General features: G+C 62.7%; 14 protein-coding genes. 8 read left to right on the forward strand and 6 right to left on the reverse strand.

Annotated features, from left to right (window positions below):
• Positions 1-82: 82 nt before the first annotated feature.
• Both BM235_RS26140 and BM235_RS26145 read right to left on the reverse strand, forming a co-directional pair.
• A complete protein-coding gene (locus tag BM235_RS26140; protein WP_090117192.1) occupies positions 83-1,651 on the reverse strand; it encodes a type 2 periplasmic-binding domain-containing protein in 1,569 nt (522 codons plus the stop codon).
• A gap of 223 nt (positions 1,652-1,874) precedes the next feature.
• Entirely contained in the window at positions 1,875-2,789 is a 915-nt protein-coding gene (locus BM235_RS26145; RefSeq protein WP_090117193.1) for an AraC family transcriptional regulator, read from the reverse strand.
• Between the two features lie 162 nt (positions 2,790-2,951).
• On the opposite strand from BM235_RS26145, the gene BM235_RS26150 reads away from it, so the two are divergent.
• The 4 genes from BM235_RS26150 to BM235_RS26165 are packed head-to-tail and all read left to right on the forward strand — an operon-like array spanning position 2,952 to position 7,312.
• Complete coding sequence (locus BM235_RS26150; protein WP_090117194.1) at positions 2,952-3,689, forward strand: ThuA domain-containing protein; 738 nt, start codon at positions 2,952-2,954, stop codon at positions 3,687-3,689.
• Positions 3,690-3,693: 4 nt separating this feature from the next.
• Positions 3,694-4,860, forward strand: coding sequence for a Gfo/Idh/MocA family protein (locus BM235_RS26155; protein WP_369803554.1), 1,167 nt, complete (start codon positions 3,694-3,696; stop codon positions 4,858-4,860).
• A gap of 38 nt (positions 4,861-4,898) precedes the next feature.
• Positions 4,899-6,134: a glycerate kinase family protein gene (locus BM235_RS26160; RefSeq protein ID WP_090117195.1), complete on the forward strand. Its 1,236-nt coding sequence runs from the start codon at positions 4,899-4,901 to the stop codon at positions 6,132-6,134.
• 20 nt (positions 6,135-6,154) lie between these two features.
• Positions 6,155-7,312, forward strand: a complete 1,158-nt coding sequence (locus BM235_RS26165) for an NAD(P)-binding domain-containing protein (protein WP_255374608.1) — start codon at positions 6,155-6,157, stop codon at positions 7,310-7,312.
• Between the two features lie 359 nt (positions 7,313-7,671).
• Here BM235_RS26165 and BM235_RS26170 read toward each other — a convergent pair whose 3' ends face one another.
• From BM235_RS26170 to BM235_RS26180, 3 genes are all read right to left on the reverse strand, one after another.
• A complete protein-coding gene (locus tag BM235_RS26170; RefSeq protein ID WP_090117196.1) occupies positions 7,672-8,943 on the reverse strand; it encodes a family 43 glycosylhydrolase in 1,272 nt (423 codons plus the stop codon).
• Positions 8,944-9,118: 175 nt separating this feature from the next.
• Positions 9,119-11,218, reverse strand: a complete 2,100-nt coding sequence (locus BM235_RS26175) for a carbohydrate-binding protein (RefSeq protein WP_090117197.1) — start codon at positions 11,216-11,218, stop codon at positions 9,119-9,121.
• Between the two features lie 644 nt (positions 11,219-11,862).
• Positions 11,863-13,983: a catalase gene (locus tag BM235_RS26180; protein WP_090117198.1), complete on the reverse strand. Its 2,121-nt coding sequence runs from the start codon at positions 13,981-13,983 to the stop codon at positions 11,863-11,865.
• Positions 13,984-14,182: 199 nt separating this feature from the next.
• Between BM235_RS26180 and BM235_RS26185 the strand changes: the two genes are divergently transcribed.
• The 4 genes from BM235_RS26185 (at position 14,183) to BM235_RS26200 (ending at position 17,674) form a co-directional block, all read left to right on the forward strand.
• Positions 14,183-14,521 (forward strand): ArsR/SmtB family transcription factor, encoded by a 339-nt coding sequence (locus tag BM235_RS26185; RefSeq protein ID WP_090117199.1) that lies wholly within the window; start codon positions 14,183-14,185, stop codon positions 14,519-14,521.
• Positions 14,522-14,611: 90 nt separating this feature from the next.
• Positions 14,612-15,724 carry an NADH:flavin oxidoreductase gene (locus tag BM235_RS26190; RefSeq protein WP_090117200.1) on the forward strand — a complete coding sequence of 371 codons (1,113 nt, stop codon included), beginning with the start codon at positions 14,612-14,614 and terminating at the stop codon, positions 15,722-15,724.
• Positions 15,725-15,854: 130 nt separating this feature from the next.
• Positions 15,855-16,808 (forward strand): nucleoside hydrolase, encoded by a 954-nt coding sequence (locus tag BM235_RS26195; RefSeq protein WP_090117201.1) that lies wholly within the window; start codon positions 15,855-15,857, stop codon positions 16,806-16,808.
• 137 nt (positions 16,809-16,945) lie between these two features.
• The gene (locus tag BM235_RS26200) at positions 16,946-17,674 is read left to right on the forward strand and encodes an SDR family oxidoreductase (protein ID WP_090117202.1); all 729 of its coding nucleotides are present in this window, start codon (positions 16,946-16,948) and stop codon (positions 17,672-17,674) included.
• 22 nt (positions 17,675-17,696) lie between these two features.
• Here BM235_RS26200 and BM235_RS26205 read toward each other — a convergent pair whose 3' ends face one another.
• Entirely contained in the window at positions 17,697-18,710 is a 1,014-nt protein-coding gene (locus BM235_RS26205) for an HD-GYP domain-containing protein (RefSeq protein WP_090117203.1), read from the reverse strand.
• Positions 18,711-18,849: the final 139 nt, after the last annotated feature.

Below are 18,849 nucleotides of genomic sequence, written 5' to 3' on the forward strand. Positions count from 1 at the left end.
GGTTGGGGCGCGATAGACAAGGAAGGCAACCGGCTCCCGGCCGGTCACCTTCCGCTTTTCCGCGAGTCTTGTTTTGCCGCGTTTACGGGTTCATCGCTTTGTAGTTCTCGGCGAATTCCTTATAGGCTTTTTTGGCTTCCGGCAAATTGTTGATCTTGTCGACGAACTGCTTGTATTGGTCCATCGTGATCTGACCGACGATCGCCTGCGTCACCGTGGACTTCCATTCGTTCTGATACTTCGCCCAGACGTCGTTCCAGGTGTCGGAGATCAGATATGCGAACGGGTCGACGCTCCCGATCTCGCCGAAGTTCTGCACCTCGGCGATCTTGGCGTCGTTGTAGGCTTTGTCGCCTGACGCGCTGATGACCTTGCCCCACTTCTGGGTGGCCAGGACGCCCGCGTTTTTGCTGGTCGTGTTGACTTCCTTCACGCCCTGCGCGGTCAGCACCTTTTGGCCGCCCTCGACCGTATGGTGCACGCCCTCAATGCCGTAGTAGGCGAGATCGCTCATCTCCGTCGAAGCCGTCTTCTCGAAGTAATCGAGCAGCTTCCACACCTTTTCCTCCGGTACCTTCTTGGAAATGAGGAAGCTGCCGGTACCGCCGAGCGTCAGGTTGACGGCGTACGCCTTCGGTCCCTTAAGCGTCAGATTGAGGATTTTCGCGTCCGGCTGGCCGTTTTTCTTGATCAGATCCTCCCATTCTTTGTCCCACCAGATACTGCGGGTATAGGAGGCGGCGCGGCCGGTCGTGAACAGGTCCTGGGCCTGCGTGCGCTTCATGACGGAAAACTCTTTGGACAGCGCGCCCATCTCGTACATTTTGCGGAAGTAGGCGATGGCGTCCGTGTAGCCCGGGTTCAGATTCGTATAAATGAGCCCGCCCTCTTCGTTGTACGTCGGCACCATCGCGCCGAACGCCGACGCGAAGGACGCGTCCCCGTCGCTGATGATGACGCCGCCGCCGATCAGGCCGAGCGTGTCCGCGCGCCCGTTGCCGTCCGGATCGCCCTTCGTGATCTTGACCAGCGCGTCAGCGTACTCGTCGAGCGTCGTCGGCACCGGAATGTTCAGCTTATCCAGCCAGTCCTTGCGGATCTTGATGCCCGGGTCGATCTGCGACCGGGAACCGGGCAGCGAATAAATCTTGCCGTCGATCGTCCGGTATTTATAGGCATTCTCCGGCACGTTGTTCTTCAGGTTCGGATACTTGCTGAAGTCCCCGAGGAACGGCGTCAGGTCCCAGAAGGCGCCGCCCTTGATCGCATTGATCAGCGTCGGCCGCTTGAAGTCGGGCGCCGCCAGCACCTCCGGCAACTGCGCCGAGGCCAGCAGCAGGTCCAGCTTCGTGTCGAGGTCGCCGGACGGCACCCACTCGACGTTCAACTTGGTGTTGGTCCGCTTCTGCCACTCCGTCCAGTAGGCGTCGTTCATGTCGGGCACTTCATTGTACAGTCCGGCGAACATCTGAATGGAGAGCGGCTCGCCGCTGTCCCCCGTCTTGTCCGTCCCTTCGGCGCTTGCCTGCGTCGGGCTGCTCTTGTCCGTCGGGGCCGCGTTGTTTTCCCCGTTGCCTCCGCACGCCGCTGTACCTGTAATCGCTGCCAAAAGTACGGTTGCCAGCCATGCATTCTTTATCGTCGGCTTCATCCTGCCATGTCCTCCCCGCATTGATTATGATCGGCGCAGGCTCGCTGCCGCCTTGGCCTGTCGCTGCAATCCCATCGTACGTCCGCCGTCCGAGGCAGAATAGGGACATTACTTGAATCGGGGCGCGGAAAAGAAATGTCCGGCGAAAATCCAGGCAGGGCAAGGCTTTGCGGAGTTTCGACGCGGCGTCCGGTTAAGAAAAGTCCGGTCGGGAAGCAGGCCGCTAGCCGTCCTCGCGGCCGCTCATGCGGGTGACGAATTCCTTCGGCGAGCACCGGTTGAAGCGCTTGAACAGCTTGTAAAACTGGGCGATGCTCGGCACGCCGGCTTCGAGCGCGGCCTCCGCGATGCTGATGTCGCGCGTCAGCAGCAGACGCTCCGCGGCCTTGATCCGCTTGCGGTTGACATAATCGACGAACGAACAGCCCATCGCCGAACGGAAGTAACGGATAAAGTAGTGATAGCTGAAATTAAGCAGCCGGCTGACCTCTTCGACGGTAATGCGATCCTGCAGATGCCGGTCGACATAGTCCAGCGCCGGCCTCAGGCGCAGCAGGTCCCGTTCCGCCGCGGCGGGCAGCAGCCCTTCGTCGTCGTGCCGGACGAACAGCCAGAGCAGCCGCTGGATCGCCGAACCGAGCGCCAGCTCGTAGCCGCGCGCGCGGCCTCGATACTCTTCGTACATATGCCCGATTAAATCGAACGTCTCGCGCCGGACCTCGGGCTTGTCGCGGAACAGGCCGTTCATGCGCTCGAGCGGCGCGGCGCCGTCAGCGAAGCCGTACACGTAAGGCAGCGCGGCGCTCTCCATATGCCGGCCAAGGTCGACCTGCAGGACGATGAATCGGACGGGATCGGCGCCCGCGCGATGCGTGCGATGCAGCTGCGATGCGCCCAGCAGCGCGACGTCGCCCGGTTCGAGGCGCATGTAGCCGTCTTGCGTCTGCATGCCCATCTCGCCTTCGATCAACGCCAACAGCTCGATTTCTTTGTGATGATGCCACGGTCCGTACGCCTCTCGGGCAGGCGCCGGAGGGCTCAAGCCGATCTCCCATATTTTCATGTGCAGGAGCGGATGGCCGTAGACCACGACTTCCTCGCGGACCGGTTCGCGAAGATCGTCCGCCAACGTTGTCATCGTTTATACCTCGCTTGGGGCGCAGAGAGTTTTTGGAGCCCCCAGTATAGCACACATGTCATTTTTGGAGAACAATCGGTCAGCTTTGAAGCTATTCTTGCCGGAACGGCGAGGCCTATAATGTGGGGGTCACGGCTGATCTCAAACGAGGAGGATGGCGGCATGAAGGACGAATTGCGCGTGCTGATCTGGAACGAATTCCGTCACGAGAAAAATAACGAGAAGGTGAAGGCCGTCTACCCGGACGGCATCCACCGCGCAATCGGAGAAGGACTCGGGAGCGATCTGGCGATCGGATACGCGACGCTCGACGAAGAAGAGCACGGCCTCTCGGAACAGCGGCTGGAAGACACGGACGTCCTCGTATGGTGGGGCCACAAGGCTCATCGCGAAGTATCGGACGAGATCGTCGAACGCGTGCATAAGCGCGTCCTCGCGGGCATGGGGCTCATCGTGCTCCACTCCGGCCATTTCTCTAAAATTTTTAAAAAGCTGATGGGCACGACCTGCAACCTCAAGTGGCGGGAAGCCGACGAGAAGGAGCGGCTGTGGGTCGTGTCGCCCGGCCACCCGATCGCCGAAGGCATCGGCGAATATATCGAGTTGGAGCAAGAGGAGATGTACGGCGAGAGCTTCGAGATCCCGGCCCCCGACGAGCTCGTTTTCGTAAGCTGGTTCGAAGGCGGCGAAGTGTTCCGCAGCGGCTGCACCTACACCCGCGGACAGGGCAAGATCTTCTACTTCCGCCCCGGGCACGAGACTTATCCGACCTATTACAACGAAGAGATCCGCAGAGTCATCCGCAACGCCGTGCACTGGGCGGCGCCGACGGGCCGGCCCGCCCCGCTGTTCGGCAACCGCCAGCCGCTGGAGCCGCTGAAGTCGCGGCAGGAGGCGTAACGGCATGACAGCGAGCAGGACGACCGACTTGCAAAATGAGACAGATAAAACCGATACCGCTGACATGACGAATACGACGGGCAAAGCCGAGGCGACTGCCATGACCGATACAACCGACAAGATCGCCCGTAAGTTCCGCCTCGTCCAGGTCGGCTGCGGCAATATGGCCCGGCGCTGGGTCAAATACGCGGCGGGCCGGCCGGACATCGAGCTCGCCGCCCTCGTCGACATTCATCTGCCGGCCGCCGAAGCGCTGGCCCGGGAATTCGGTCTCGACTGCCCCTGCTATACCGACCTCGGGACGGCAATCCGCGAGACCGGCGCCGACCTCGTGTTCGACGTCACCGTCCCGCAGGTCCACAAGACCGTCGTGACGACGGCCGTCGAGCTCGGCTGCGACGTCATCGGCGAGAAGCCGTTGGCCGTCACGATGGCGGACGCCTACGAGATCGAAGACATCGTTCGGCGGCACGGACGCCGCTATGCCGTCATGCAGAACCGCCGCTTCGCCCGGCAGATCCGGGAGGCGCGCGGCCTCATCGCGCAGGGAACGATCGGCAAGCCGGCGCATGCGACGGCCAACTTTTTCCTTGGCCCCCACTTCGGCGGCTTCCGGGAGACGATGGACCATCCGCTGCTGCTGGACATGGCGATCCATACGTTCGATCAGGCCCGCTATCTGCTGCAGGCCGATCCCGTGTCGGTATACTGCCATGAATTTAACCCTACCCATTCCTGGTATGCGGGCAACGCTTCGGCCGTCTGCATTTTCGAGATGAGCGACGGCTCGGTGTTCACGTACAACGGCTCTTGGTGCGCGGAAGGCGAGCCTACGTCCTGGCAGGGCGATTGGCGCGTCGTCGGGTCCGAAGGCACCTTGTTCTGGGACGGAACGAACGATTGCTACTGCAGCGTGGCGGAAGGCAATCTGGGGCCGGGCGCACGGATGCATACGTACAGACGGGTCGAACCGGCCTCGCCCTGGACCGGGCACGAGGGACACGACGGCTGCTTCGACGAGATGCTGGCCGCGCTCGCCGAAGACCGGCCGGCCGAGACAGACTGCTCGGACAACCTGAAGAGCATGGCGATGGTATTCGCCGCGATCGAGAGCGCGCGAGCCGGGGAAAAGGTACGCATCGGTCCCGGACAGGCGTATGATAGGAGTTAGCATCTCATATTAGCTGTCGATTGGGAGGAGAACCCGCCATGCGCTTCGTCATTGCCCCGGATTCATACAAAGGCAGCCTGTCCTCGCGGGAGGTCGGCGCCGTCATGGCGGCGGCCATCCGCCGCGAAATCCCGCACGCCGAGTTCGACGTCGTCCCGATGGCGGACGGCGGCGAAGGCACCGTCGAGGCGCTCGTCGGCGCCTGCGGCGGCCGCTGCGAGGAAGTCGCCGTGCACGGCCCGCTGGAGCCCGGCGCCTCGGCGCTCATCGGCCTGATCGAGCTAGACGGCGAGCCGGTCTACGTCATCGAGACGGCGAATATATGCGGTCTGCCGATGATCCCGGCGGATCGCCGCGATCCGTACGCCGCGACCTCGCGCGGACTTGGGGAAGCGATCGCGCATGCGCTGGACCGCGGCGCCCGGCGCCTGATCGTCGGGCTCGGCGGCAGCGCCGTGAACGACGGGGGCATGGGCATGCTCGCGGCGCTCGGCGTGCGATTTATGGATAGAGACGGTCGGACGCTGGAAGGCCGGGGCGGCGATCTGCTGCGCGTGGCCGAGGTCGACTGGAGCGGCCTGGATCCGCGGCTCGCGGCGTGCGCGATCACGGCGGCCAGCGATGTGACAAGCCCGCTGACGGGACCGGAGGGCGCGTCGCTCGTATTCGGGCCGCAGAAGGGCGCATCGCCGGCGCAAGCCGCGGAGCTGGACGAGGCGATGCGCGCGTATGCGGCGCTGCTGGAGCGGCCGGGCGGGCCGGGTGTGGGCGGAGCCAAGGCGGTCGAGCCGAGCCCGGCTGACGAGGCTGACGAGAACGGGCTGAGCGGTGCCGAGGCGGATAAAGCCGGCGCGAATGGGCCGCGCCTGTCGGAGCAGCCCGGCGCCGGCGCTGCCGGCGGGCTCGGCTTCGCGCTGCTGCGGCTCGGCGCCCGGATCGAATCCGGCGCCGAGGTGGCGGCCCGGGCGGCCGGACTGAAAGCGCGGATCGCGGGCGCCGACTGGGTGCTGACCGGCGAGGGACGCACCGACGCGCAGACGCTGAGCGGCAAGCTGCCCTTCCGCGTCGCGCAGTGGGCGGCGGCCGAAGGCGTACCCGCGATTCTCGTGTCCGGCGGTCTCGGCCCGGACATCGAACCTCTCTATGATGCGTTCGCCGCGGTCTTCCCGATCGTCGGCCGTCCCTCGACGCTGGACGAATGCCTGTCGGAAGCGGAGGACAATCTGGCCCGAACGGCACGCAATGTCGCAAGGTTGATCAAGACGAAGAGATAACGCCGAGGAGCGTGAACGACTTGAAGAAGATCGGATTCATCGGGTTGGGAAATATGGGCTTGCCGATGACGGAAAATCTCATTAAGGCAGGCTACGAGGTTTACGGCTTGAATCGCAGCAAAGCGGCCGAGGATCGCTTTGCCGCATTGGGCGGCCAGGTCGGCTTTGATCGCGCGCGGCTGGCGGCGGAGATGGATCTCATCGTCACCTGCCTGCCGATGCCCGCCGACGTGGAAGAGGTCTACCTTGGATCCGACGGACTCGTCTCCAGTGGAAGAGAAGGCCTCGTGCTGGTCGACTGCAGCACGGTCGGCCCTGCCTTGTCTCGTAAAATCGGCGCAGCCGCGGCCGAACGCGGCCTCCGGTTCCTCGACGCGCCGGTCAGCGGCGGGACGACGGGCGCGGTGGCGGGGACGCTCAGCATCATGGTCGGCGGCGACGAAGAGACGTTTCGTCTTGCGCAGCCGGTACTCGCCGCGATGGGCCAGCAGATCGACCTCGTCGGCCCCGTCGGCAGCGGCTCCGTCGTCAAGCTGGTCAACCAGCTCATGGTCGGCATCCACACGCAGGCCGTCAGCGAAGCGCTGGCGCTGGGCAGGAAAGCGGGGCTGGACGAGGCGCAGCTGGTGAACGTGCTCCTGGCCAGCTTCGCCAGCAGCCGCATCCTCGATCGGCATTATAAAAACCATATCGGACCGGGGCGCTTCGAAGCCGGCTTCGCCGTCAAGCTGCTAGCCAAGGATCTCACGCTCGCGGCCGAGCTCGCCGCGCAGTCCGGCGTCGGCCTGTCCGCGGGACGCCGGGTCAAAGGCCTGCTCGACGGCGCCGTTCGCGACGGCTTCGCCGAGCAGGACATGGCGGCGATGCTGAATTATCAGCTCCTGCGCGACGAACCGGGGGAGCCTATCAAGCACTTCGCCGTCTTCCTGCCGATGAAGGATCCCGAGCTCAGCGTGAAGCATCGCGAGGAGCACCTGCAATTCCTGGCGGAGCGCCGCGCCGAAGGAAAGCTTCATGCCAACGGCCGATTCGTCGACGGCGCCGGCGGCCTCGTCATCTACAAGGCGCGTTCCTTGGAGGAGGCGGAATCTTGGGTAAAGCAGGATCCATATGTCGTCCTGGGCGCCCGAGGCTACGAGATCCACGAGTGGGATATCGTGCTAGCGGAAGAGGCCTAGTGCCATCCTGCAGAAGTACATCATCCAAAGCCAATATGACGGTTTTTTGCGATCTATCGCGCAATAGTGCAGGGTAGCCCGTCTCTTTGAGCGAGATCCGGTGCGTTTCCGGTGAAAATCCTGCACTTGTGCACGATAGGCGGAACGACTGGAGCGTGCTGATCTCGGTCGTGTACTTTTGCACGATAGATCGTCTTGAATCAGACGATCGTCAAGCTATCTCGGTCGTGTACTTTTGCACGATAGATCGTCTTGAATCAGACGATCGTCAAGCTATGAGTTCTCCTTTTTGGCGGGTCGTACGCTTCCGCCTGAGGGGGACTCTTTTTATTAGCCTCCCCGCCGTACCCTTTTTCCGCCTACTTCAACCATTCGACCGACAAGCCTTCGATTCGGATCTCTCCGTACCCTCCTGCAAGCTTGACCGTATTGACCGCCCCCGGATCCAGACGCACGGTGAGCGAAGTTTGCCCGCCATCTGCCTGCAGCGCGTTCAACAGCGAGCAGTCGGCGCCGTTTACGAAAAGCCTCAGCTTGGCCAGCCTCTCGCCCGTCGTATAATGCACCGCGAGCGTAGCCCGGCCCCCGCTGCCGCCGTCGACCCCGCGGAACTCGCAGGAAGACGAAGTCCCTTCCATGCCGACGACGGCGTAGGCGCCCCCCTCCGCAAGGACGATGGCTGCATCCCCGCCCGTCTCGCAGCCGTCGACCGGATAAAAGGTTCGCTCATTTCCCCTGGCAGAAGAACCGGCTTGAACGGCCCGAACGCCTTCTTCCGTCTGCCGCACCGTGCGAATGGCTCCGTCTTCGTCAAACTGCAGCTCGTCGATGCATACGCTGCGCAAGTTGCCTTGCTCGGAGATCGCCTGATTGTGGTAAAACAAATACCATCGTCCCTTGTACTGGACAACCGATCCGTGCGTCGTCGAGCAGCCTGTCGGCTCCAGGAAAATGCCCCGATAGGTCCACGGGCCGAGCGGATGCTCGCTCGTCGCGTAGCGCATCCGGTTTTTGTCGTGCAGATTGTCCGCGTAGGTTAAATAGTAGACACCGTCGCGCTTGAACGTCCATGCCGCCTCGTGAAAATCCGCCAGACCGGCCATGTCGGCCATCTCGCCCTTGATGGACATCATGTCGTCGTTCAGCTCGCCGCCATGGCAGACGCCGCCTCCGCCGTAGTACATATACGCTCGCCCGTCGTCGTCCTGGAAAACGCACGGATCGATCATCGCGAAGCCGCCGAGTCCTTCGATATAACCGCGGTCGACGAACCCGGTTGCGGGCTTGTCGCTCGTCGCGACGCCGATCTTCCACGTATCGTTCCAGTCGGAGCCGCTGGGATGCGGATAATAGAAGTAATAGGTGCCGTTCCTGTAGGCGCAGTCGGGCGCCCACATGAAGCCGCCTTCGGGTCTTCCCCAAGACACGTCGTCCGAGCGCAGAATCTCCCCCTCGTCCACCCAATTCACCAGATCGTCCGACGAGAAAACGTGGTAGCGGTCCATCAGATCGCAGCCCCTCGGCGGGTCCATGTCGTGCGAGGCATAAATATAGATTCTGCCGTCTTCCCATACATGAGCCGACGGGTCGGCCGTGAAGATCGAGGTGATAATCGGATTTTTAGCGTTCATGCCGCACTCTCCTTAGCGCGCCTGCCGCGCGTTTTCTCCCTCATTGTAAAGCACGCATCCGGGCGCTCCCATAAGGCGATCGAAAACGAAGTCTGCCGATCTTGTCTTCTTTTTGCCGCCCGAATCGCAAAAAAGCGGCTGCGGAAGACGCGTCTCCCGAAAGCCGCCGCAAGTCTTATTGATGGGTGGTCGGATGCGAAGCCGTGACCGGAATCTGCCCCTTGAACATCCGGTTGATATCGCCCGCCAGACGCAGATAGAAATCCGAGGACAAGGCGACGCCGTCTGCGTCGAGCGTGAGGAAGTACTGGTTCGTCGGGATCATCGAGCTATTCTCGGCGATCTTGGCGATGGCCGTGCCTTCGTCGTACTCGTCGAACATGGCGATATAGCCTGTGTTGATGCCCCACTGCTTCATCCTGTAGGCCTGCTGCCACATGAAGTCGCCGTGCAGCCGCGGATTTTCGTTGCGCGGGCCGCCAGTCATGTTGGACCATGCCGAGCCGGGCCAGATGACGGGCTGATAGGCGATATTTCGCTGCTGCGTATAGGTAAAGTCAGGCCCGTATTGGTTCGCGCTGTAGCTGTCGACGTCGGCGAGCCCGTTGCGCCCGAAGCGCCCGACGAACCACGGCGAGAGCATGTCGAGCGATTCGTACACGCTCATGAAATCGGGCTTCGAATCGTTGTTGCCCGTCCGCCAGTAAGTCGGCACGCCCCCGATCACGTAAACGTTCTGCGCCTTGAACCAGTTGATCAGATTCTGGTGCTCGGCAGCGGTGCCCGGACGGTCGGTGAATCCGATACCCCAGATGCAGACGACAACTTTGCCGTTCTGCTTCGCATAGGCGTTCGATGTAGTCAGATGCATATTGTTCACGACGTTCGTCGTCCAATCGTGCTTGACCGCGTTCAGCCAGTTGCTCGCGTCCATGCCGGTAATGTCGTACATGACGTAAAACTTGCGGTTGTAAGTCTCGGCCGCGTTCTTTACTTTTACGGCCACGCTGTCGCGGTTCGTCTTCCAATTGTTCGGCGTATCGCTCTCGTCGGCCCCGAAGCGTTGAAGCGCCGCGCCGTCGATGTTGTACGTCTGCATCCATTCGAAGTGCTTGTTGACCGTCTCCTGGTCGTAGGAGGAGAAAAGCTTTGCCTGCGTACCGTTGCCGAAGTTCGCCAGATTCGTCTGATACAGCTTCGAATACTCGCGAATGTCCGGGTACAGCTCGAAGTTCACGTTCGAGCCGGCGGCCGGCGCGCTGCTGTTCTTGGACCAGTGGACCCACCCGCCGTTCGGCGAGGCGTCGCCTTGCGCATTGAACCAGCCTTGGTAGCCGGCGAACAGCTTGCCGACGACGTCCCCGCCGGACGTCGGGGCACCCGTGCCGAACTTGAACCAGTTGAGGTTAAAAAGATTGCCCGCGCCGCCCGTAAATTTGACGTACAAATTGTGGATGCCCGTTGCCCCGGACGCCTGCCCGCTTGCCGTCGTCCAATTCTGCCAACCGCCCGTGCCGCTCGCCGAGACGGTCCCGATCAGCGTTCCCGTCAAGCTGTCCAGCCGGAATTCGATCGAACCGCCTCCGGCCGCGCTGGCTACGCGCGCCTGAACGCTAGAAGCTCCGCTGCCGAAGTCGACGCCCGCGAACAGGAGGTAGTCGCCATTGTCGATGAAGCCCACGTTCGAGCCGCCGCCGGCATCGGATGTCGGTTCCGTTTGAATGCCGGACTGGCTGCTGTAGGCTTCCGCCTCGATCTGGTTAAAGGCCGACAGTCCCGACGCAAACTTGAACCACAGCAGGTTGAACAAATTGCCGCTGCCGCCGGTAAACTTCAAATACAGCGTGTGAACGCCGCTCGCGCCCGACGCATTTGCCGTTACCGTCGTCCAGTTTTGCCATCCGCCGGTGCCCGGGACTTGCGCCGTGGCGATCAGGGTCCCGTTTACGCCGTCGAGCCTCGCTTCGATCGCGCCGCCGCTCGCGTTGCTGGCAACGCGCAACTGAAAGGTGCTCGCGCCGCTGCCGAAGTCGACGTTCGCGAAAGCGATATAGTCGCCGTTGTCGATAAAGGCGACGTTCTGTCCGCCTTCGGCCGAGGTCTCCAGTTGAATGCCGGACTGGCTGCTATACCCCGACGCCGCCGTCTGAACAAAAGCGGATGCGGCGGAGGCGATCGACGGAGACCAGCCCCATTGGCCGAGCAGCAATGCCGCCGCCAGCAGCGCCGCGCAGTAACGCGGCCATGTCATCCGGTAACGTTTGTTGACGTTCATCAAATGCATGCCTCCTCGTTCGTATGAAAATCGCCGGACATAGCCGGCCCTGTGCGCATCGCGTACGTATCGTGAAGCTCGCTTTGCCGTCGGGATGCCTTGTCTCCTTGGTGACTCGGCGCTTTGACGCCTTGCCATGCAGAACCTCTCGCGTCGCCCATTCCGCTTGCAACAACCCGTTTCGTCCCACCTCCCTCGCGATCGGCAGTTCGGCTGTGCGTAAAGGCTTTCAAGTTTGATGACGCCGACCTGTAAAAAGCTTACAACCGTTAGAGGTTGTTGGTAAGGAGGCGATATTTAACTTAAGCGGACGATCCAAGCCTTTCGATGTTGGGGCGCCTGTCAAAAAAGCCGGTTATCGTAGAGCGTGGGGCAATGGTGTTACGATGGCGGAAAAGCGGACTCAGGATCCCCTATTTCAGAGTAACCAGCTTCTGAGCGGGCGTTCCGGACTCAGGTTCCGTTATTCGCGCCAAAGTGGGGGGATCAGGGGCGTTAAAAGTAATTAGCGTACCTCCTGTCCGCAACAGGCCGGTTTTGGCAGCAAAATGCGAGATTAGCGGATTCTCTGTCCGCGGAGCGGCCACAAAAAAAGAAGCAGCCCCTGCCGAGGCTGCTTCTTCTGCTTCTTCGCGATTTGAGCGCTATTGTACCTTCCGCGTCCAATGCCGGTGCGCCGCGATCGCCTCGACGAAAGATTTGGCGAAGGCGGCGTCCGGCGCGCCCGCGACGACGACGCCGGGCTCGTTCCAGGCCGGCTGGTTCACCGAGCCCGTCGCCTTGGCGCCTGCCGGCGTCGGCGCGCCGACGCCCGCCGCGGTGAGCAGGTCCGCGCCTTCGCCGATCGCGGCGATCGGCTTGTAGTGGCGGTACGCCTGGCGGACGAAGTCCACCGCCAGCGGCTGCGCCAGCAGCGCGTCGACGCTCTCGCGGCCGCCCGCGACATAGACGGCGTCGAACAGGACGGAGTCCGCCGACTCCAGGTGGTGCATGACCTCGACCTGCCCGTCGGCGTCCGTCGGCAGGAAACCGAGCTTCGTGCTCACGAGCTCCGCCGTGACGCCCGCCACTGCGAGCGGCGCGAGCACCTCCTTCAGCTCGGCTTCCGCGAACGTTTTGGCCGTCAGCACGGCCACCTTGCGCGTCTTGGCTGACTTGGCCTTGTTCATGATGCTGAGCGCAGGCGACTTCATCGTCACTGCCGGCTGCGTCGTATCCGCCGGCGGCAGCGCCCCGATCGCGTCGGCGAGCTGCGTCGCGAGCCCCGGGTCGACCTGCGCGAACACGTCGACCGTCCGCTGGCGCACGTCCTTGTTCATCACCTTGCTCAGCTCGAACTGGAACGCCTTGACGATGTGCAGCTGCTCCACCTCCGACAGGCTCTGATAGAACATCGCCGCCTGGCCGAAGTGATCCTTGAAGCTGTCGCTGCGGGCGCGGACCTTGCGCCCCTCCACCTTTTCCTCGTAATGCTTGTAGCCGCCCTCCGACTCAGGCGCCGGCGCGGGCGTATTTCCCGCGATGCCGTTCTTATGGTAGGCGACCTGCCCCGGATTGATCGTCATCCGCGCCATGCCGTCGCGCTGGTTGTTGTGGACCGGCGCTACGGGACGGTTGATCGGCAGCTCGTGGAAGTTCGGTCCGCCAACGCGCTTGAGCTGCGTATCGGTATAGGAGAAGAGGCGCCCCTGCAGCAGCGGGTCGTTCGAGAAGTCGATACCCGGCACGACGTGGCCCGGGTGGAACGCAACCTGTTCCGTTTCCGCGAAAAAGTTGTCCGTATTGCGGTTCAGCGTCATTTTTCCGATCAGCCGCACCGGCACGAGCTCCTCCGGCCACAGCTTGGTCGGATCGAGGATATCGAAGTCGAAGTTAAATTCCTCGTCCTCTTCGATCAGCTGGACGCCGAGCTCCCATTCCGGGAAGTTGCCCTGCTCGATCGCGTCCCACAGGTCGCGGCGGTGGAAGTCCGGGTCCTTGCCCGCGATCTTCTGCGTCTCGTCCCAGACGGTCGAGTGCACGCCGAGCACCGGCTTCCAATGAAACTTCACGAAGCGCGCTACGCCATCCGCGTTGACGAGGCGGAACGTGTTGACGCCGAAGCCTTCCATCATGCGGTAGCTGCGCGGCAGGGCGCGATCGCTCATCGCCCACATGACCATATGCGCGGCCTCGGTGTTCGTCGTGACGAAATCCCAGAACGTGTCGTGCGCCGACTGCGCCTGGGGCACCTCATTATGCGGCTCCGGCTTCACCGCGTGGACGAAGTCGGGGAACTTGATCGCATCCTGGATGAAGAACACCGGGATGTTGTTGCCGACGAGATCGTAGTTGCCTTCCTCGGTATAAAATTTAACGGCGAAGCCCCGCACGTCCCGCACCGTGTCGGCCGACCCGCGGGAGCCGGCGACGGTGGAGAAGCGGACGAACACCGGCGTCTTGACCGACGGATCCTGCAAAAAGCCGGCCTTCGTGATGTCCGCCTGCGGCTCGTACACTTGAAAGTAGCCGTGCGCGCCGAAGCCTCTGGCATGCACGACCCGCTCCGGGATGCGCTCGTGGTCGAAGTGCGTCATTTTCTCGCGAAAATGAAAGTCCTCCAGCAGCGTCGGCCCTCGTTCGCCCGCCTTGAGGGAAAACTCGTCCTCGGCCATGCGCAGGCCCTGATTCGTGGTCAGCTTCTGCCCGGTAGCGTCCACCGTGTACTGCCCCAGCTGCTCGTCCTTGACTGTTTTCTCCGGCCTTCCGTCTTTCTTCTTCGCCATGCGCGCGCATCCTCCTCGGTAATGGTCGTATTCACCAGCGTTTCCTATGTAGCGACGGTTAACCGGAACTCTTTACCCGCGTTCGCGACGGATTAAGCAGGTACGCCTAGCAAGTCGGATCGAACGCCGGCAGCGCTTCGTTTTCGTACCACGCGGACTTTGCTATACTTAAGATCACCAATCCCAAGGAGGTGTCCCCATGGCCCAGGACGACAAGCTCGCGGTGCTGAAGGCGCTGTCCAACGAGACGCGTCTCAACATCCTGTGCTGGCTGCGGGAGCCCGAGAAGCAGTTCAATCCCCAGCCTGCCGAGGTGCAAACGGCGTTTCCCGGCGGCGTCTGCGTGGGCAGCATTCAGGAAAAGGCCGGGCTGACGCAGTCGGTCATTTCTTCCTACCTGGCCTCTATGCAAAAAGCCGGATTGCTCGAATCGCGCCGGTGCGGACAATGGACATACTATAGGCGGAACGAGCAAGGAATCGCGTCGTTTCTGAACGAATTGTCGGCGCAGATGCAGGCGAAGACGGACTCGCTGTAAATCTGTCGCTTGCGCTCGCCCGCGCTTATCTATATATTCATATTTATAGATATATAAAAATAAGGGCAACTGCCCCAAGGAGAGAAACGCATGAGCGCATCCCAAACCGCAACATCGTTGTTTGAACCGTTCGCCCAAGGAAAACTGAAGCTCGACAGCCGGATCGTCATGGCGCCGATGACCCGCGGCTTCTCGCCGAACGGCGTGCCCGGTCCTAACGTGGCCGGCTACTACCGCCGCAGGGCGGAAAACAACGTCGGCCTGATCATCACGGAAGGCACGGTGATCAATCACCCCGCCGCCGCTGCCGACCGCGACGTCCCTCACTTCTACGGCGAAGCGGCGCTTGAAGGCTGGGCGCGCGTCGTCCGCGAGGTCCACGAGGCAGGCGGCAAGATCGCCCCGCAGATCTGGCACGTGGGCACGGCGCGCCAGCGCGACAAGTTCCCCGAATCGGACGCCGCGCCGATCGGACCTTCCGGCCTTGGCCTGACGGGCGAGCAAGTGTCCGAACCGTTGACTAAGGAAGAGATCCGCGGTCTCGTCGCGGGATATGCGCAGGCGGCGGCCGACGCCAAGCGGATCGGCTTCGACGGCGTGGAGATCCACGGCGCGCACGGTTACTTGATCGATCAATTTTTCTGGGAAAACACGAACAAGCGGGACGACGAATACGGCGGCGATCTGGTCGGCCGCACGCGGTTCGCGGTCGAGGTCATCGAAGCGGTCCGCGCCGCCGTCGGTCCCGACTTCCCGATCATCTTCCGCTTCTCCCAGTGGAAGCCGGTGGACTACAACGCCAAGCTCGCGCCTACGCCGGAAGCGCTGGAGCGGTTCCTCGCTCCGCTGTCCGCGGCGGGCGTCGATATCTTCCACTGCTCCACGCGCCGCTTCTGGGAGCCTGAATTCGAGGGATCGGACCTGAACCTGGCGGGCTGGACGAAGAAACTGACCGGCAAGCCGACCATCACGGTCGGGTCCGTCGGCCTCGACTCCGAGTTCACGAGTCTCTTCGCCGAAGGCAAAGGCGCGGATAACGTGGGCCTGGATGCGCTCGTCGAGCGCCTGGAACGCGGAGAGTTCGATCTCGTCGCCGTCGGCCGCGCGCTGCTGAACGATCCGTCGTGGGCGAGCAAGATTCGCGAGGGCCGTGCCGAAGAGCTCCGGGCGTTCACGCGGGAAGCGCTCGGCTCGCTCAGCTAATACCGGCAACCGAAGGCGCGCGGAGCGATCCGCGCGCCTCTCGCATGCTTCCCGGGCAACCCGCGTGTTATAATTCGAAGACGCGCGGCCATTCCCGCGGAACATCCGATGAACAAAGGAGCCTAACCCCTTGACCCAAGTCCGCAAAGTCATCATCGACGCCGACACCGGCATCGACGATGCGCTCGCCATTTTATACGCGCTCAAGTCCCCCGCGCTCCGCGTCGAGGGCATCACGACCGTCTTCGGCAACGTGGACGTGCAGCAAGCGACGGAGAATACGCTGCGCATCATTAAGCTGGCCGGGCCCGCTTATGAAGTGCCCGTCGCGATCGGCGCCGACCGTCCGCTGAAGCGGCCGCCGACCGGCTTCTCCGCGCACGTGCACGGGCACAACGGCATCGGCGACGCCGAGCTTCCGCCCGCCGAGCAGCGGGCGCTCGCGGAGCGCGCCGAAGACTTCATCGTCCGCAAGGCCGACGAGCTGGACGGCGAGCTCGTCCTGATCACCCTCGGACGGCTGACGAACGTCGCGCTCGCCTTGGCCAAGGATCCCGGTCTGGCGCGCAAGATCAAGCAAGTCTACGTGATGGGCGGCGCCGTACAGGTCGCCGGCAACGTGACGCCGGTAGCGGAGGCGAACATCTGGGGCGACCCCGAGGCCGCCGATATCGTCTTCGCTTCCGGACTCGACATCGTGATGATCGGCCTCGACGTCACGATGAAGACGCACCTCGCGCAGGAGCACCTGGACTTCCTGCAGCGCCGGTGCCGGCCGGAAAATCGCGAGATCGTCGACTTCCTGCGGACCTCGATGGCCTACTACTTCGAGTTCTACCGGCAGGCCAACCACTTCGTCGACGCGGCGCCGATGCACGATCCGCTCACGGTGCTCGCCGCCGAAGAGCCCGGACTCGTCACCAACCGCACGATGCGCGTCACCGTCGAATGCGAGAGCGCGCTCTGCGCCGGCATGACGGTCGCGGACCTGCGGCCGAGCCCGAGCGTCGGCACGCCGATCCAGGTCAGCGTGGACGTCGACGCCAAGACGGCGGTCGGCAAGCTGCTGTCGGTCTTTATCTGAATAAGCTTGGAGCTCCAAGTCACCGCGTCTGTCAGGCTGTATGATGACAGATTCGGTGACTTGTCTCACTTCTGGGGGAATAACCATGACAATTAGAATGGAGGGGAGGATAACAAGCCGCAGAGGAGAGCGTTTTTATGAGCGACAATAAAAAAATCGCGCTGGTCACGGGCGGCAATCAGGGCATCGGGTTCGAAATCTGCCGCCAGCTCGGCCAAGCGGGCGTCCGCGTTCTCGTCGGCGCGCGAAACCCGGAGCGCGGAGCCGAAGCGGCCCGCCTGCTGAACGCGGAAGGCGGCGATGCCGCAAGCGTCCGGATGGACGTCACCGATGCAGAGCAAGTGACGGCCGCGGCAGAGGACGTCGCGCGAAGCTACGGAAGGCTGGACATCCTCGTCAACAACGCCGGCGTGCTCCTGCCCGAGTCGCGCCCGAGCGAATCCGGCGCGGAGCTTGTCCGGCAAGTCTACGAGACCAACGTGTTCGGGGTCGTCCGCGTTACGCAGGCCATGCTTCCCTTGCTCCGCAAGTCGGCCGGCGGACGGATCGTCAATATGTCGAGCTCGCTCGCCTCGCTCCGGCTGCACGGCGATCCGACGTTCGAGCTGGGGACATTCCTGATGCTCGGCTACAATTCGTCCAAGACGGCGCTCAACGCGTTGACCGTCATGTGGGCCAAGGACCTGGCCGAGGCCGGCATCAAGGTCAATGCGGCGGATCCCGGCTACTGCGCGACCGCCATGACGGGCTATGCCTCTCCCCGATTCGCTGCCGAAGGCGCGCGGACGCCGGTCCGCCTCTCGCTGCTGCCGGACGACGGGCCCAGCGGCGGATTGTTCGGGGACAACGGTCCGATCCCTTGGTGAACGCGACGCGCCCGGCTTTTATTTAGATGATGATCTCCTCGATGTTCAAATGCCGCTCCCGCTTGAGGTCGATGAAGCCGTCGCCGACCTTCACGAGCGGATGCATGTCCTCCTGCGGGTCGAGGTACACGACCTCTCCCCAGCGTCCGTCGCTCAGCTTGACCTGGCGACCCAGCAAGTGCCGGATGATCTGCTCGAGGAATATGCCGACGATATGCGGATCCAGCTCCCCGAACGAGCCGTTGCGCATCTCGCTGACGACTCTGTAGAAGGGCATCGGCTCGTGATAAGGACGCCTGGAAGACATCGCGTGGAAAATATCGGCGACCGCCACTACCCGGCTCATCGCGTCCATCTCGCTGTTGCGGATGCCGTACGGATAGCCGCGTCCGTCGTTGCGTTCGTGGTGCTGCAGCGCGACCAGCGCCACGCGCGGATTGATTTTCGGATTCGCTTTCAAAATCTCATAACCGTATACGGCATGCAGCTTCATCTCCGCGTACTCGTCCGCCGTCAGCCTGCCCGGCTTGAGCAGAATTCCATCCGGGATCCTGACCTTCCCCACGTCGTGCAGCGACGCGGCGAGCGACAGCAGGGAGACTTCGTCGTCCCCCCACCCCAGCCAGCGCCCGATCAGCGTGGAAAGCACGCTGACGCCGATGTTGTGCTGATGCGTATATTCATCCTTCGCTTTGACCGTATGGAACAGGCTGAACATATCCTTGTTCTCCGAGATCTGCATGACCATCGGCGTCAGCGTGTGCTCGATCTCGTCCGGATCGAGATGGCCGACCTCCCGGACCCGCTCGAACATCTCCTTCGTGAACTGCACGGCCTGCGACATCATCGCGGCGGACTCCGAGTCCTGCGCTCCGCTCTCCTGCTCGGCCATTCGAATCTCATCGGGATCCACCCGGTAGTTCTCCAGTAATTCGATATGCGCCTTCTCAAGGGCAACCCCTGCCGGCACGAGCACCAACCCGTTATGGACGATGTCGTGCTTGACCCTTTTGCCTAAGAGCTCCGCATGTCTCATCGGGCTTTCCTCCTGTCGCCCATTTGATTTTATGGACGCTCTTTCCAGTTTAATCTTTTCGGCGCCGTACTTAAAGAGAACAAAAATGATACCGTCTGCGACGAGCGCCCCAGGTTGATTGGCCGGAACGGACCGCGGG

Origin of the sequence: Cohnella sp. OV330 (assembly GCF_900112065.1) — a bacterium.
Taxonomy (GTDB): domain Bacteria; phylum Bacillota; class Bacilli; order Paenibacillales; family Paenibacillaceae; genus Cohnella.

Bases quoted from the DNA above. Each gene is read 5' to 3' on its own strand.
- BM235_RS26145 (WP_090117193.1), bottom strand. From the start codon at position 2,789: ATGACAACGTTGGCGGACGATCTTCGCGAACCGGTCCGCGAGGAAGTC.
- BM235_RS26190 (WP_090117200.1), top strand. From the start codon at position 14,612: ATGAGCGCATCCCAAACCGCAACATCGTTGTTTGAACCGTTCGCCCAA.
- BM235_RS26185 (WP_090117199.1), top strand. From the start codon at position 14,183: ATGGCCCAGGACGACAAGCTCGCGGTGCTGAAGGCGCTGTCCAACGAG.
- BM235_RS26155 (WP_369803554.1), top strand. From the start codon at position 3,694: ATGACAGCGAGCAGGACGACCGACTTGCAAAATGAGACAGATAAAACC.
- BM235_RS26180 (WP_090117198.1), bottom strand. From the start codon at position 13,983: ATGGCGAAGAAGAAAGACGGAAGGCCGGAGAAAACAGTCAAGGACGAG.
- BM235_RS26170 (WP_090117196.1), bottom strand. From the start codon at position 8,943: ATGAACGCTAAAAATCCGATTATCACCTCGATCTTCACGGCCGACCCG.
- BM235_RS26205 (WP_090117203.1), bottom strand. From the start codon at position 18,710: ATGAGACATGCGGAGCTCTTAGGCAAAAGGGTCAAGCACGACATCGTC.
- BM235_RS26175 (WP_090117197.1), bottom strand. From the start codon at position 11,218: ATGAACGTCAACAAACGTTACCGGATGACATGGCCGCGTTACTGCGCG.
- BM235_RS26160 (WP_090117195.1), top strand. From the start codon at position 4,899: ATGCGCTTCGTCATTGCCCCGGATTCATACAAAGGCAGCCTGTCCTCG.
- BM235_RS26200 (WP_090117202.1), top strand. From the start codon at position 16,946: ATGAGCGACAATAAAAAAATCGCGCTGGTCACGGGCGGCAATCAGGGC.
- BM235_RS26140 (WP_090117192.1), bottom strand. From the start codon at position 1,651: ATGAAGCCGACGATAAAGAATGCATGGCTGGCAACCGTACTTTTGGCA.
- BM235_RS26150 (WP_090117194.1), top strand. From the start codon at position 2,952: ATGAAGGACGAATTGCGCGTGCTGATCTGGAACGAATTCCGTCACGAG.